The 13,944-nt window shown below is 70.2% G+C and carries 16 protein-coding genes; 13 read left to right on the forward strand and 3 right to left on the reverse strand.

Annotation, left to right across the window (positions count from 1 at the left end; translation table 11 throughout):
- Positions 1-53 precede the first annotated feature (53 nt).
- From ABC766_RS22045 to ABC766_RS22055, 3 genes are read right to left on the reverse strand one after another with little or no spacing between them, the layout of a single operon-like run.
- Positions 54-356: a hypothetical protein gene (locus tag ABC766_RS22045; protein WP_345819486.1), complete on the reverse strand. Its 303-nt coding sequence runs from the start codon at positions 354-356 to the stop codon at positions 54-56.
- A gap of 8 nt (positions 357-364) precedes the next feature.
- The gene (locus ABC766_RS22050) at positions 365-1,246 is read right to left on the reverse strand and encodes a DNA/RNA non-specific endonuclease (protein ID WP_078947301.1); all 882 of its coding nucleotides are present in this window, start codon (positions 1,244-1,246) and stop codon (positions 365-367) included.
- Positions 1,246-1,500, reverse strand: coding sequence for a hypothetical protein (locus tag ABC766_RS22055; protein WP_043387694.1), 255 nt, complete (start codon positions 1,498-1,500; stop codon positions 1,246-1,248). The genes ABC766_RS22050 and ABC766_RS22055 overlap by 1 nt, the downstream gene beginning before the upstream one ends.
- Before the next feature lie 202 nt (positions 1,501-1,702).
- Between ABC766_RS22055 and dxs the strand changes: the two genes are divergently transcribed.
- From dxs to frr, 13 genes are all read left to right on the forward strand, one after another.
- Complete coding sequence (dxs, locus tag ABC766_RS22060) at positions 1,703-3,682, forward strand: 1-deoxy-D-xylulose-5-phosphate synthase (RefSeq protein ID WP_345819489.1); 1,980 nt, start codon at positions 1,703-1,705, stop codon at positions 3,680-3,682.
- 312 nt (positions 3,683-3,994) lie between these two features.
- Entirely contained in the window at positions 3,995-4,744 is a 750-nt protein-coding gene (locus ABC766_RS22065) for a pyridoxine 5'-phosphate synthase (protein ID WP_345819491.1), read from the forward strand.
- Complete coding sequence (gene acpS / locus ABC766_RS22070; protein ID WP_043758808.1) at positions 4,741-5,151, forward strand: holo-ACP synthase; 411 nt, start codon at positions 4,741-4,743, stop codon at positions 5,149-5,151. The genes ABC766_RS22065 and acpS overlap by 4 nt, the downstream gene beginning before the upstream one ends.
- 191 nt (positions 5,152-5,342) lie before the next feature.
- Positions 5,343-6,128 (forward strand): signal peptidase I, encoded by a 786-nt coding sequence (lepB, locus tag ABC766_RS22075; protein WP_100793996.1) that lies wholly within the window; start codon positions 5,343-5,345, stop codon positions 6,126-6,128.
- A complete protein-coding gene (rnc, locus tag ABC766_RS22080; RefSeq protein WP_081948668.1) occupies positions 6,125-6,904 on the forward strand; it encodes a ribonuclease III in 780 nt (259 codons plus the stop codon). Before lepB ends, rnc begins: the two co-directional genes overlap by 4 nt.
- Positions 6,901-7,899, forward strand: a complete 999-nt coding sequence (gene era, locus ABC766_RS22085) for a GTPase Era (protein ID WP_043351189.1) — start codon at positions 6,901-6,903, stop codon at positions 7,897-7,899. Before rnc ends, era begins: the two co-directional genes overlap by 4 nt.
- A 149-nt stretch (positions 7,900-8,048) precedes the next feature.
- The gene (locus ABC766_RS22090) at positions 8,049-8,954 is read left to right on the forward strand and encodes a class I SAM-dependent methyltransferase (protein WP_342145382.1); all 906 of its coding nucleotides are present in this window, start codon (positions 8,049-8,051) and stop codon (positions 8,952-8,954) included.
- Positions 8,951-9,691, forward strand: a complete 741-nt coding sequence (locus ABC766_RS22095) for a 16S rRNA pseudouridine(516) synthase (RefSeq protein WP_345819495.1) — start codon at positions 8,951-8,953, stop codon at positions 9,689-9,691. The genes ABC766_RS22090 and ABC766_RS22095 overlap by 4 nt, the downstream gene beginning before the upstream one ends.
- 265 nt (positions 9,692-9,956) lie before the next feature.
- Positions 9,957-11,024 (forward strand): 30S ribosomal protein S2, encoded by a 1,068-nt coding sequence (locus ABC766_RS22100; protein ID WP_331291092.1) that lies wholly within the window; start codon positions 9,957-9,959, stop codon positions 11,022-11,024.
- A gap of 118 nt (positions 11,025-11,142) precedes the next feature.
- Entirely contained in the window at positions 11,143-12,069 is a 927-nt protein-coding gene (tsf, locus tag ABC766_RS22105) for a translation elongation factor Ts (RefSeq protein ID WP_345819497.1), read from the forward strand.
- Positions 12,070-12,184: 115 nt separating this feature from the next.
- Positions 12,185-12,328 (forward strand): hypothetical protein, encoded by a 144-nt coding sequence (locus ABC766_RS22110; protein WP_342145385.1) that lies wholly within the window; start codon positions 12,185-12,187, stop codon positions 12,326-12,328.
- A gap of 198 nt (positions 12,329-12,526) precedes the next feature.
- Entirely contained in the window at positions 12,527-13,249 is a 723-nt protein-coding gene (gene pyrH, locus ABC766_RS22115) for a UMP kinase (protein WP_043351203.1), read from the forward strand.
- A 115-nt stretch (positions 13,250-13,364) separates the two neighbouring features.
- Complete coding sequence (gene frr / locus ABC766_RS22120; RefSeq protein WP_043351205.1) at positions 13,365-13,928, forward strand: ribosome recycling factor; 564 nt, start codon at positions 13,365-13,367, stop codon at positions 13,926-13,928.
- Positions 13,929-13,944 lie beyond the last annotated feature (16 nt).

The following is a 13,944-nucleotide window of genomic DNA, read 5'->3' on the forward strand; positions in this document are numbered from 1 at the left end:
AGGCCCGCCGGGAAGCGGCAAGGATGGCCCGGCCGTCGCCGGGCGCCGATCTCTCAGGCGAACGGGTTCTTCACCGATCGCGGCGGCGCGTCCGGCGCCTCGGCCACCGCTTCGGGCAGATCGGAGGCCTCCAGGGTCTTCACGATCGCGTCCAGCGTCTTCCGGAGAAACCGGGCCTGCTCCAGCCCGGTTCTGTCGCGGGTGAGGTCGAGGGATCCGTGCAGGGCGATCCGGTCCGTGCCGTTCTCGAAGCTCAAGCTGCCGATGGTGCGCACGCCGGCATCGTCCGCGAAGGGCGTGAAGGCTTTCGGATCCTCGGTCGCGCCGCTGGAGGCGCGTTGCGTGTCCTTGGGCATGGGTCCTCTCAGAAGAACGAACGCAGCAGGTCGCGCAGGAATTTCCGCGCCGCTCGGGCCAGCTCGCGCTCCAGCCATTCCTGCCAGGTCTGCTCGTGCCGGGGCCGGCGCTCGTCCGCGCGGGCGGAGGCCTGGGGATCCGGGAGGCTCATCGCGGTCGCGCGGGCCGCTTGCGGCAGGCCGGGAAAGACGTCGATGCCGGATTCCCGGCGCAGATCGTCGATCGACAGCACGCGCCAATCCTTCGAATCGTCGTTCCGGGCGAGGTATGCTCCGGCCTCGCCGCTGGCCGGATCGTAGAGGGCCTTGAACAAGTGGGTCGGGACGAGCACGCCGCCCTTGATCTGCTGCACCGCGTCGCCTGAGAAGATCACCCCGGTGACCACGAAGAGCGCACCGCGCCGGCTGGTCAGGCGCCGGGTGCCCTCCTCGATATCGGCCCAGAGCCCCCGGTTCAGGACGCGGTTCTGCGGCGTGATGTTGGCGAGGCTGAACGACTCGGCCTGGGCGCTTGCCGTCGGCATGTCGCCGGCCGGCGCGAGATGGCCCCGGTCGAACCCACTGCGGACATAATCCTCAAGGGCGGCGCGCTGGTCTTCCGGCAGGCGCGCCTCTTCGTGGAAGGAATCGTCGCGTGCCACCGCGCGGGCCGCGGCGATGCTGGCGCGGGTGAGGTGCTCGGCGGCGTAGAGGGGCGTGCGGGTCACGCCGGAATGCAGCACCGCGAAGGCCTCGAAGCACAGGGGGGTCGCCCGAACGGCGAGCTTCGGATTGGTGAGGACGGGCATCCGCCCATCGGCGAACAGCCCCGGACAGGCATCCTGGGCGCCGACCGGAACCGATCCGAGCGCGAGAACCAGGGCTGTGGCGATGAGAGCCGGCGCGCGCATCACCAGCAGACGCGGACCCGGCGCACACCCTCCGGGGTCGGGCGATCCCGCCAGGCGCAGGGCCGGCCGAGGGTGCCGTTGAACGGGCGGACATCGCGGTCCGGGCCGCCCGGGGCGACCCGGGCCGGGCACTTGCCCAGGAAGTTGCACGCGAAGTCGAGATTGCCGTCCAGCGGCCGCGCCGCGGCGTAAGCTTGACCGTAAACCGTAATCGCGAGCGCGAGCAGGATTGTGCACAGACGAGCCGGATTCAAAGGCGAACCTCTTGTGGCGTTAAGGGCACGTGATTCAAAAAAGCGACGGCCCGACATTGATCGCGCCGCCGTTCATCCGTACCTGGCACTATCATGACAGCGGCGGACGGGCGGGTTCTAGCATGAACGCGTGCTCCCGGGGTGCTGGCGTTGCGGTTGCCACGGGCCCGTGACGGAGCCGTCGCCATATTCGAACGAACGGATGCGACCATTGGCACTCTCCCCTGAGCAATCGGCGTTGCTGGACCGTGTCCCGAATCCTGCGGCGCTGCGGCGTCTTCCGGAATCGGATCTTCCGGCTGTTGCGGAGGCGGTGCGCGCCGAGATGATCGACGCGGTGTCGATCACCGGCGGCCATCTGGGCTCGGGGCTCGGCGTGGTCGAGCTGACGGTGGCGCTGCACCACGTGTTCGACACCCCCGACGACCGCATCGTCTGGGACGTCGGCCACCAGTGCTACCCGCACAAGATCCTGACCGAGCGCCGCGACCGCATCCGGACCCTGCGCCAGGGCGGGGGGCTGTCGGGCTTCACCAAGCGCAGCGAGAGCGTCTACGACCCGTTCGGCGCCGCCCATTCCTCGACCTCGATCTCGGCGGCGCTGGGCATGGCGGTCGCGCGCGACCTCGACAACGCCACCGCCAAGGTGAAGGGCCGCCCGCAGAAGCGCCGCAACGCCATCGCGGTGATCGGCGACGGCTCGATGTCGGCCGGCATGGCCTACGAGGCGCTCAACAATGCCGGCGCCCTGCACTCGCGCCTGATCGTCATCCTCAACGACAACGACATGTCGATCGCCCCGCCGGTGGGCGCCATGTCGGCCTATCTCGCGCGGCTGGCCTCGGGGGGCGCCTACCAGTCCCTGCGCGAGACCGCCAAGCAGCTCGGCAAGCTGCTGCCGAAGGCGCTCTACCAGCGCGCCGCGGCGGCCGAGGAATACGCCCGCTCGCTGGTGGTCGGCGGCGGCACCATGTTCGAGGAGATGGGCTTCCACTATGTCGGCCCGGTGGACGGGCACAATCTCGACCACCTGCTGCCGGTGCTCAAGAACGTCCGCGACGCCGAGCACGGCCCGATCCTGCTGCACGTCGTCACCCAGAAGGGCAAGGGCTACGCGCCGGCCGAGGCGAGCGCCGACCGCTACCACGGCGTGGTCAAGTTCGACGTGATCTCGGGCGTTCAGGCCAAGGCCAAGCCGAACGCGCCGGCCTACACGCGGGTGTTCGGCGAGAGCCTGATCAAGGCGGCGGATGCCGACGACAAGGTGGTGGCGATCACCGCCGCCATGCCGGGCGGCACCGGTATCGACCTGTTCGGCAAGGCGCATCCGGACAAGACCTTCGACGTGGGCATCGCCGAGCAGCACGCGGTGACGTTCGCGGGCGGCCTGGCCACCGAGGGCTACCGGCCGTTCGTGGCGATCTACTCGACGTTCCTGCAGCGGGCCTACGACCAGGTGGTGCACGACGTGGCGCTGCAGAACCTGCCGGTGCGGTTCTGCCTGGACCGGGCGGGTCTGGTGGGCGCGGACGGGGCGACGCATGCCGGCGCGTTCGACCTGGCGTATCTGTGCTGCCTGCCGAACATGACCGTGATGGCGGCCTCCGACGAGGCCGAGCTGGTGCACATGGTGGCCACCGCCCACGCGCACGATTCGGGCCCGATCGCCCTGCGCTACCCGCGCGGCGAGGGCGTGGGCGTCGAGCTGCCGGAGCGGGGCGCGGTGCTGGCGATCGGCAAGGGCCGGGTGGTGCGCCGGGACGCGGAGGCGCGGGTGGCGATCCTCAGCCTGGGCACGCGGCTGGCCGAGGCCGCGAAGGCGGCGGACACGCTGTCCGAGCAGGGCGTGGCGGTGACGGTGGCGGATGCGCGGTTCGCCAAGCCGCTGGACGAGGCGCTGATCTTGGATCTGGCGCGGGACCACGAGGTCCTGCTGACGATCGAGGAGGGCTCGCGGGGCGGGTTCGGCGCGATGGTGCTGCACCTGCTGTCGGAGACGGGGGCGCTGGACGCGGGCGGGGTCCGGGTGCGGACGCTGACGCTGCCGGACACCTACCAGGACCACGACAGCCCCGAGAAGATGTACGCCGAGGCCGGCCTCGACGCCAAAGCCATCGTCAAGGCCGCCCTCGATGCCCTGCCCGAGCGGAAGGACGGCCGGTCGCGCCTGCGACTCGCCTGAGCGGGAGGGCCCTTCGGCCCCTTCGATGACCGGGCGGGCCGCCTGTCGGGAAGGCCCGCCCAGGGATCTTGGTCCCTCGGCGCCGCCAATCCCGGCGGCGCCAGATCCCTGGCGTGACGATCCTCGTCCCCCGGATCGCCGTCTTCCGCGATGACGGGCGCGCCAGCCGATCGGTGAGTGTCGCGGCCCCGGCCGTCTTGCCGGCGCGCGCGATCCTCCGCATATCGCCGGCACGGGGTGAGGGCGCGCCGCGCCTTCCGAACCCTGCCGGTAAGCCTGTCGCATCGCGCCGACACGGGGACGAACGAGCGGATGACCTCCGAAAAGCTGCGCCTCGGCGTCAACATCGATCACGTCGCGACCGTCCGCAACGCCCGCGGCGGCGATTACCCGGACCCGGTGCGGGCGGCGCTGCTCGCCGTCACGGCGGGCGCCGACGGCATCACCGCGCATCTGCGCGAGGACCGGCGCCATATCCGCGACACCGACATCGCCGCGCTGAAGCGCGGACTGTCCGTGCCGCTCAATTTCGAGATGGCGGCCACCGACGAAATGGTGGCGATCGCGCTAGCCACGCGGCCCCATGCCGCCTGCCTCGTCCCGGAGAAGCGCGAGGAGCGCACCACCGAGGGCGGGCTCGACATCGTCGGCGGCCGGGAGCACCTCGCGCCGCGCATCCGGACCCTCGCGGAAGCCGGTATCCGCGTCTCGCTGTTCGTCGAGCCGGAGCCCGCGGTGATGGACGCCGCCCATGCCCTGGGGGCGCCGGTGGTCGAGTTGCACACGGGCAGCTACTGCGAGGCCGCCCTTGAGGACGATGAGGGCCGCACGGCCCACGAACTCGCCCGCCTCCGGCGCGCAGCCGAGCACGGGGCCGGCCTCGGCTTGGAGATCCATGCGGGTCACGGGCTGACCCTCGGCAGCGTCGGGCCGGTGGCGGCGCTGCCGCAGATCCGGGAGCTCAATATCGGCCATTCGCTGATCGCCGACGCGATCTTCGTGGGGCTCGACCAAGCGGTGCGCGACATGCGGGCCGCCATGGATCGGGCCCGGCTCGCATGATCGTCGGGATTGGCTCGGATCTCTGCGACATCCGTCGGATCGCCCGGACCCTGGAGCGGCACGGCGCGCGCTTCACCCACCGGGTCTTCACCGAGGGCGAGCGGGCCCGCTGCGACCGGCGGGCCGCCCGTGCCGAGGGCTACGCCCGCCGTTTCGCCGCCAAGGAGGCCTGCGCCAAGGCACTGGGGACGGGTTTCAGCGCCGGCGTGTTCTGGCGTGACATGGAGGTGGTGAACCTGCCCTCCGGACAGCCGACCCTCCGGCTGGCGGGCGGTGCGGCCGCGCGGCTCGCGGAACTTCTGCCGGCCGGACACGCGGCGCGCCTGCATGTGAGCCTCACGGACGATCCACCGATGGCACAAGCCTTCGTGATCATTGAAGCCCTGCCGGTCTCTGTCGCCGGTTGAGGCGGCCATCGCGGATTAGCCGGCCCCGGTCGCGCGTTGCGGGGGGCTCGCGCATGGTCTAGACCGCCGCTCACAGCGGACACGATTGCGGCGCATTCCTCGGGCCAACCGCACATCAGCAAGCCGCGCGCGGCGGGGCTGCGCCCCGCTGGCGGCAGGTGACGAACCTCAACCAAAGACGGAACGCGCGCGTGGATTACGACGGCAAGCCGCTCAGGAAACCCGCCGAGACCGGCACCTGGGCCAGCATCCGCGAGACGCTGAAGGTCGGCATCCAGGCGCTGCTGATCGCCCTGGTGGTGCGGACGCTGCTGTTCCAGCCGTTCAACATCCCCTCCGGGTCGCTGGTGCCGACCCTGCTGATCGGCGATTACCTGTTCGTATCGAAATATTCCTACGGCTACTCCAAGTACTCGCTGCCGCTGTCGGAATACATTCCGATTCAGGCCGAGGGCCGGATCTGGGGCGCCGATCCGAAGCGCGGCGACATCGCGGTGTTCAAGCTGCCCAAGGACAATTCGACCGACTACATCAAGCGCGTGATCGGCCTGCCGGGCGACAAGATCCAGATGATCGACGGCGTGCTCAACATCAACGGCAAGGCGGTGAAGCGCGAGCGGATCGCCGATTACGAGACGACCGATCCCTACGGGCAGCCCACCAAGGTGCCGCAATATATGGAGACCCTGCCCAATGGCGTGGTCCACCGGGTGATCGAGCGCGACGGCGACAATGGTTTCTGGGACAAGACCGAGCTGTACACGGTCCCGCCCGGTCACTTTTTCATGATGGGCGACAACCGCGACAACTCCACCGATTCGCGCGACCTCGCCAATGTCGGCTACGTGCCCTTCGCCAATCTGGTCGGGCGCGCCGAGATGATCTTCTTCTCGATCGACGAGGGGACCCCGGCGTGGCAGGTCTGGAACTGGCCGGCCCACGTGCGCTGGTCGCGCCTGTTCACGACGATCCATTGACCGGTCCGGACTTGGACGACGCCGCGCAGCCCCGGGCCAACGCCCGATCCCGTCGGGCCCACAAGCCGCGGCCGCCCCTGAGCGCGCTCGAGGAGCGGATCGGGCACAGCTTCGCCGATCAGGACCTGCTCACCCGTGCCCTGACCCATACCAGCAAGTCCAGCGGTCGGGGCGGCAGCTACCAGCGCCTGGAATTCCTCGGCGACCGGGTGCTCGGGCTCGCGGTCGCCGATCGCCTTTACGGCGCCTTTCCGGAGGCCGACGAGGGTGATCTCTCCCGGCGGCTCGCCGCTCTGGTCCGGCGTGAGACCTGCGCGGTTGTGGCCGCGTCCTGGGAGGTCGGACCGCACCTGATCCTCGGCCAGGGCGAGGTGATGGGTGGCGGCCGGCGCAATCAGACGATCCTCGCCGACGTCTGCGAGGCGATCCTGGGGGCGATCTACCTCGACGCCGGCTTCGACGCCGCCCGGGCGGTGGTGGAGGCGCATTTCCGCCCGGGCGAGCCGACGGCTGCGGCACGGGGCCGTGACGCCAAATCGGCCTTGCAAGAATGGGCCATGGGCCGCAGCCTGCCGATCCCCACCTATGCGGTGGTCGAACGCACGGGTCCCGACCACGCGCCCCGGTTCCGCATCGCCGTCCAGGTCGAGGGCCTAGAGCCCGGCCTCGGCGACGGCACCTCGAAGCGGATCGCCGAGCAGGCCGCCGCCCGGGCGCTGATGGAGCGAGAGGGAATCGGAGCCTCCGCGGATGCGGGGCCGACGGAGACAGCATGAACACGCACGAACCGGACGATCACGACGCGCAGGACGGCCCCGGCGCCATGCCGGGCCAGGAGCCCGCGCGCGATCCGTCCATGCTCCCGGGCACGCCCGCCGACGCCCGGGCCGGCTTCGTCGCGCTGATCGGCGTGCCGAATGCCGGCAAGTCGACCCTGCTCAACAACCTCGTCGGCACCAAGGTCTCGATCGTCTCCCGGAAGGTGCAGACGACCCGGGCGCTGGTGCGGGGCATCCTCATCGAGGGCTCGGCCCAGGTCGTGCTCGTCGACACCCCCGGCATCTTCGCGCCCAAGCGCCGCCTCGACCGGGCGATGGTGCATTCGGCCTGGAGCGGCGCCGCCGATGCCGACGCGGTCTGCCTGCTGGTCGATGCGCGCAAGGGCGTCGATGCGGAGGTGGAGGCCGTGCTCGGGCGGCTCGGCGAGGTGAAGCGCGAGAAGCTGCTGATCCTCAACAAGATCGACCTGATCCCGCGCGAGCGCCTGCTCGACCTCGCTGCCAAGCTCAACGCCGCGGCGCCCTTCGCCGAGACCTTCATGATCTCGGCGCTGAACGGCGACGGCGTGGACGATCTGCGCCGCGCTCTCGCGGCCCGGATGCCGCCGGGCCCCTGGCTCTATCCGGAGGATCAGGTCTCGGACGCGCCGCTGCGCATGCTCGCCGCCGAGATCACCCGCGAGAAGATCTACGACCGGCTTCACGAGGAACTGCCCTATCGCTCGACGGTGGAAACCGACCAGTGGCAGATCCGGCCCGACGGGTCGGTTCGGATCGAGCAGACGATCTTCGTCGAGCGTGAGAGCCAGCGCTCCATCGTGCTCGGCAAGGGCGGCCAGACCATCCGGTCGATCGGGCAGGCGGCCCGCGTCGAGATCGCCGAGGCGGCCGACGCCAAGGTCCACCTGTTCCTGCACGTGAAGGTGCGGGAGAACTGGGCCGACGATCCGGCCCGCTACCGCGAGATGGGCCTCGAATTCCCGCGCGGCTGACGACGGGGCCGCGCCCGGGAGGCTGGGCTTCCCGGCCGGTTCCGGTATAAACGCGGTGTTCCCCCGGATGAACCGAGTCGGGCGCGGGCTTGCCCCGCTCCGCCGCGGATTCGCGTTCCGGCGTTGGCTCTCCAGATCCCGAACCGTTCATGCGCCATGCCGTCTACGGCCTGCCGCCGGCCGACCTCGCTGAGGTCCCGGGCGACGCCGTCCAGCTTTCCCCCATGATCCCCGGCGCCGCACGGCTGGAGGATCTGTCCGAGAACAGCCTCGACGCGGCCACGGTGCTCGCGCCGCCCGGAACGGTCGAGCGGCGCTACGTGCTGGCCCAGGTGCTGCGCGCCCTCGGGCCGGGCGGGCGCATGGTCGCCCTGGCCCCGAAGGACCGGGGCGGCACCCGTCTCGCCAAGGAACTCACGACCTTCGGCTGCGCCGCCGCCGACCAGCCGCGCCGGCATCACCGGATCTGCACGGCGGAGCGCCCGACAGAGCCGGCCGGACTCGCCGAGGCGATCGACGAGGGCGGTCCGCGCCATGTCGACAACCTCGCCCTGTGCACGCAGCCCGGAATCTTCTCGTGGGACCGGCTGGATGCCGGCACGGCGCTGCTCCTGGCGAATCTGCCGGCCTTCAAGGGCCGCGGCGCCGATTTCGGCTGCGGCCTCGGGATCCTGTCCCGAGCGGTGCTGGGATCGGACGCGGTCACCGCCCTGACGCTGGTAGAGATCGACCGCCGGGCCGTCGAGATGGCCCGGCGCAACGTCGCCGACCCGCGGGCCACGATCCACTGGGCGGATGTCCGGACGCCCGGCGTGGTACCGGACCAGCTCGACTTCATCGTCACCAATCCGCCGTTTCACGAGGCCGGAGCCGAGGACCCGTCCCTCGGCCGCGCATTCATCGCCCGGGCATCCGAGGTTCTGCGGCCGGGCGGCACGCTCTGGCTCGTGGCCAACGCGCATCTGCCTTACGAGGCGCCCCTGCGCGCGGCGTTCCGGAGCGTCTCCGTCGCCGTGCAGGCGAACGGCTTCCGCGTCTACGAGGCGCGCCGGTGAGCGCAGCCAAGTCCGTCCGGCTCGACAAGCTCCTCGCCAATCTCGGCTACGGCTCGCGCCGCGAGATCCAGACCCTCGCCCGCGCCGGCGCGATCCGCCTCGATGGCGCGGATCTGGACGATGCCGGCGACCGGATCGCCCTCGACCCGGATCTGCCGGACCGGCTGACGATCGACGGCGCGCCCCTCGATCCGCTGCCCGGCCTTTGTCTGATGCTGCACAAGCCGCTCGGCGTGACCTGCTCGCACAAGGAGGCCGGTCCGCTGGTCTACGGGCTTCTGCCGGAGCGCTGGCGCCGCCGCGACCCGCCGCTCTCGACCGTCGGGCGGCTCGACAAGGAGACCTCGGGCCTGCTGCTGCTGACCGACGATGGCGCTCTGCTGCACCGGATCATCAGCCCGAAGGCGCAGGTGGCCAAGCGCTACCGCGTCACCCTCGACCGGCCGCTGACCGGCGGGGAGGCGGCGGTCTTCGCCGCCGGCACGCTGATGCTCGAGGGTGAGGACCGCCCGCTGCTGCCGGTGCACCTCGACGTCGCCGATGCCACGCATTGCGCGGTGACGCTGACGGAGGGCCGCTACCATCAGGTCCGCCGGATGTTCGCCGCCGTCGGCAACCACGTCACGGCCCTGCACCGGGATCGGGTCGGCGGCCTCGACCTGCCGGCGGATCTGGCGGCGGGGGATTACCGGGTGATGATCCCCGGGGACGTGGCGGCGGTGTTTGCGGCTGCGTGAGCCGTCCCCTTTTCGAGGGCGACCAGTGCGGCGACCGGGCGAGATTGACGCAAGATTGACGATGGCGCCGACGACGGCGGGGGCCCGGAAGCCGATCGCGCAGGCCCCGTTCCGCGCCTTGCCTTCGCACTCGGCCTCTGCTAAGCGCCGGCCCATCCCACACGCGGAGCCGGCCTCATGCCTGAATGAGGCGTTTCCGGTGGTCGTCCGAGATTTCGGCCGGCCGCATCCCTCCGCGGCGGATATAACCGGAGAGCACACAGATATGGCCGTCGACTTTTCTATGCGTCAGCTCCTCGAGGCGGGCGCCCATTTCGGTCACCAGTCGCACCGCTGGAACCCGAAGATGCAGCCGTACATCTTCGGCACCCGCAACAACATCCACATCATCGACCTCGCCCAGACCGTGCCGGCGCTGCACCAGGCGCTGCAGGCGGTGAGCGACACCGTCGCCAAGGGCGGCCGCGTGCTGTTCGTCGGCACCAAGCGCCAGGCGGCCGACACGATCGCCGAGGCGGCCAAGCGCTCGGCCCAGTACTACGTCAACTCCCGCTGGCTGGGCGGCATGCTCACCAACTGGAAGACGATCTCGGGTTCGATCTCGCGCCTGCGCAAGGTCACCGAGACGCTGGAGACCGGCGGCCCTGGCCTGACCAAGAAGGAGCGCCTGATGCTCTCCCGTGAGAAGGAGAAGCTCGAGAAGGCGCTCGGCGGCATCAAGGATATGGGCGGCGTCCCCGACCTGCTGTTCGTGATCGACACCAACAAGGAGCAGCTGGCGATCAAGGAGGCGAACCGCCTCGGCATCCCGGTGGCCGCCATCGTCGACACCAACTGCAACCCGGACGGCATCAGCTACATCGTCCCGGCCAACGACGATGCGGGCCGCGCCATCGCGCTCTACTGCGACCTGATCGCCAAGGCCGCCATCGACGGCATCTCGCGCGCCCAGGGCTCGTCGGGCATGGATCTCGGCGCCTCCGAGGAGCCGATGGCCGAGGAGCTGCCGGCCAACGACGACGCGGCCGTCACGGTCGAGTCCGACGCCCTCGACCCGGCCGACGTGGCGATGCTCGCCGAGTCGACCGAGCATTTCGAGCTGCTCGCCGCCCCGCGCGGCGCGCCGGACGACCTGACCAAGCTCAACGGCGCCGGCCCGCAGATCGTCCAGAAGCTGAACGACGCCGGCATCTACCACTACTGGCAGCTCGCCGCGATGACCCCCGAGGACGTTGCCAAGGTCGACGCCGACCTGAAGCTCAACGGCCGCATCGACCGCGATTCGTGGGTCTCCCAGGCCCGCGGCTTCGTCGAGGCCGCCGCCGCGGCCTGATCCATCGGGACTCCGCAACGGCCCCGTCATCGGGCCGTCGCGGTTCCAGGCATACCGGGCCCGGCCGCTCACCCGCGCGCCGGGCCTCTCGCATCCAGACCACACGAAAGGGACCGCCATGGCCAACATCACCGCCGCGATGGTGAAGGAGCTCCGGGAGAAGACCGGCGCCGGCATGATGGACTGCAAGGGCGCGCTCAACGAGACGCAGGGCGACATCGAGGCCGCCGTCGACTGGCTGCGCAAGAAGGGTCTCGCCAAGGCCGCCAAGAAGGCCGGCCGCGTCGCCGCCGAGGGCCTCGTGGCCGTCGAGTCCGCCGGCCACCACGCCGCCGTGGTCGAGGTGAACTCCGAGACCGACTTCGTCGCCCGCAACGACGCCTTCCAGGCCTTCGCCCGCGAGGCCGCCAAGATCGCCCTGAACACCGACGGCACGCTGGAGGGCCTCCAGAGCGCCCACTTCCCGGGCGCCACCGAGACCGTCTCGGAGAAGCTGCAGGCCCTGATCGCCACCATCGGCGAGAACATGAACCTGCGCCGGGTCACCAAGCTCGAGGTCAAGAAGGGCGTCATCGCCTCCTACGTGCACAACCAGATCTCCGAGGGCCTCGGCAAGATCGGCGTGCTCGTGGCGCTCGAGTCCGAGGGCGACGTCGAGGCGCTCTCGGCCCTGGGCCGCCAGATCGCCATGCACATCGCGGCGACCAACCCGGTGGCGCTGGACGCCTCGGGCGTCGACACCGCCACGGTGGAGCGCGAGTCGAACATCCTGCGCGAGAAGAACGCCGGCAAGCCGGACCACGTGATGGCCAAGATCATCGAGAGCGGCCTGAAGAGCTACTACAAGGAGGTCACCCTCCTGGAGCAGCCCTTCGTGCACGACGGCTCGAAGACGGTGAGCCAGGTTCTCAAGGAGGCCGGCTCGAAGGTCGGCGGTCCGGTCACCCTGACGGGCTTCGTGCGCTACGCCCTCGGCGAGGGCATCGAGAAGGAAGAGGGGCCGGACTTCGCCACCGAGGTCGCCCAGCAGGCCGGCCGCGCCTAATCATCGTCCGCGATCGCCCGGCGCGCCGGGCCCCAGTGAGACCAGCCCCGTCCGGCGCGAGCCGGGCGGGGCTTCGCATTTTCGGCCTCGCCAAAGCGTTCCACGCCGGATCGTGTTGCGGCGCACACGCCGTTTCGCGGCGCTGCGCTATGTCCTGCCCATGCCTTTGAAACCCTTCTCCTACCTGATGATCGGCGTGTTCGCCTCAGGTCTCGTCATGACCGTTCTCGGCGCCGTCGGCGTCCTGACCGGCAGCTGAAAACCGGGCGCCGGCCTGATCCACGATCAGGCCGGCGCCTCGCCCGTTGACGGATGGTCCTCCCGGGATTGGGCCATCTCTCCCGTATGATTCGACCGATGTGCCCCGCCGGATCGGCCCGAACCCCTCGACGGAACTCCCGCGCCTGACGTAGAAGCCTCCCGGTTTGCGCGACGCGGGATGGAGCCGGGAAACCCGATGCCGGATACGACGCCGTTTCGCCGGATATTGCTGAAGCTATCGGGCGAGGCTCTTGCAGCCCCTGACGGGTACTGGTTGCATCCGCCGACCCTGGCGGGGCTCGCCGAGGACATCGCCCGTACCATCGAGGCCGGTGCCGAGATCGCCATCGTGGTCGGCGGCGGCAACATGATCCGCGGAGCGCGGATTTCGGCGGCCGGCTGGATCGACCGGGCCACCGGGGATTCGCTGGGGATGATGGCTACCGTCATGAATTCCCTGGCTATCGAGACCGCCCTGAACGCCGCGGGCGTCCAGGCCCGCACCATGTCGGCGGTGTCGATGCCGACCATCTGCGAGACCTACGCCCGCCAGCCGGCCTTGCACCACCTCGACAAGGGGCAGGTGGTCGTCCTCGCGGGCGGCACCGGCAATCCGTTCTTCACCACCGACACCGCCGCCGTCCTGCGCGCCGCCGAATTGCGCTGCGACGCGGTTCTGAAGGCGACGCAGGTCGACGGCGTTTACACGGCCGATCCCAAGAAGGATCCGAGCGCGACCCGCTACGACCGCATCACCCATGACGAGGCCATCGCCCGCGATCTCAAGGTGATGGACACGGCAGCCTTCGCGCTGGCCCGGGAGAGCCGGCTGTCGATCCTCGTCGGATCGCTCCATCCGCCGAGCTCGATTGCCGGCATCCTGTCGGGCGAGGCCCCCTCGACCCTCGTGGCGCCCTGACGACGCGGCGGTGATGCCGCCGCCACCGTTTGCGGCCCTGAAAAAATTCGTCCATTGAGGCCGCGATTGCCCGCGCCGGGCTCAAGATACCGTCAGACGTCTCGGGACGACCACCATGGCCACACCGGAATTCGATCTCAACGACCTCAAGCGCCGGATGCAGGGCGCCGTGTCCTCGCTCTCGAAGGATCTCGGCTCGCTGCGCACCGGGCGCGCCACGCCGTCGCTCCTGGATCCGATCCAGGTGGATGCCTACGGATCGATGATGCCGATGGCGCAGGTCGCCACCGTCAGCGTGCCGGAGCCCCGGCTCCTGTCGATCTCGGTCTGGGACCGCAGCATGGTCACCGCCGTCGAAAAGGCGATCCGCGAATCCGATCTCGGACTCAACCCGCAGACCGAGGGGCAGACCATCCGGCTCCGCATCCCCGAGATGAACGAGCAGCGCCGCAAGGAGATGGTCAAGGTCGCCCACAAGTACACCGAGGAGGCCCGCGTCGCCGTGCGCCACGTCCGCCGGGACGGCCTCGACCATCTGAAGAAGCTCCTGAAGGACAGCGCCATCTCGGAGGACGACGAGAAGCGCCAGGCCGCCGACGTGCAGAAGGCGACCGACCAGTTCATCGCCGAGATCGACGGCGTGCTGGCCTCCAAGGAGAAGGAAATCATGCAGGTCTGAGGCGAAGGGACGGGAC

This window comes from Methylobacterium fujisawaense (assembly GCF_039619325.1).
In the GTDB taxonomy this organism is placed as follows: Bacteria; Pseudomonadota; Alphaproteobacteria; order Rhizobiales; family Beijerinckiaceae; genus Methylobacterium; species Methylobacterium fujisawaense.

What these genes read in the sequence shown, in the direction of transcription:
- ABC766_RS22045 (WP_345819486.1), bottom strand. Translation starts at nt 356, where the DNA reads ATGCCCAAGGACACGCAACGCGCCTCCAGCGGCGCGACCGAGGATCCG.
- ABC766_RS22050 (WP_078947301.1), bottom strand. Translation starts at nt 1,246, where the DNA reads ATGCGCGCGCCGGCTCTCATCGCCACAGCCCTGGTTCTCGCGCTCGGA.
- dxs (WP_345819489.1), top strand. Translation starts at nt 1,703, where the DNA reads ATGCGACCATTGGCACTCTCCCCTGAGCAATCGGCGTTGCTGGACCGT.
- ABC766_RS22065 (WP_345819491.1), top strand. Translation starts at nt 3,995, where the DNA reads ATGACCTCCGAAAAGCTGCGCCTCGGCGTCAACATCGATCACGTCGCG.
- acpS (WP_043758808.1), top strand. Translation starts at nt 4,741, where the DNA reads ATGATCGTCGGGATTGGCTCGGATCTCTGCGACATCCGTCGGATCGCC.
- era (WP_043351189.1), top strand. Translation starts at nt 6,901, where the DNA reads ATGAACACGCACGAACCGGACGATCACGACGCGCAGGACGGCCCCGGC.
- ABC766_RS22090 (WP_342145382.1), top strand. Translation starts at nt 8,049, where the DNA reads ATGCGCCATGCCGTCTACGGCCTGCCGCCGGCCGACCTCGCTGAGGTC.
- ABC766_RS22100 (WP_331291092.1), top strand. Translation starts at nt 9,957, where the DNA reads ATGGCCGTCGACTTTTCTATGCGTCAGCTCCTCGAGGCGGGCGCCCAT.
- tsf (WP_345819497.1), top strand. Translation starts at nt 11,143, where the DNA reads ATGGCCAACATCACCGCCGCGATGGTGAAGGAGCTCCGGGAGAAGACC.
- pyrH (WP_043351203.1), top strand. Translation starts at nt 12,527, where the DNA reads ATGCCGGATACGACGCCGTTTCGCCGGATATTGCTGAAGCTATCGGGC.
- frr (WP_043351205.1), top strand. Translation starts at nt 13,365, where the DNA reads ATGGCCACACCGGAATTCGATCTCAACGACCTCAAGCGCCGGATGCAG.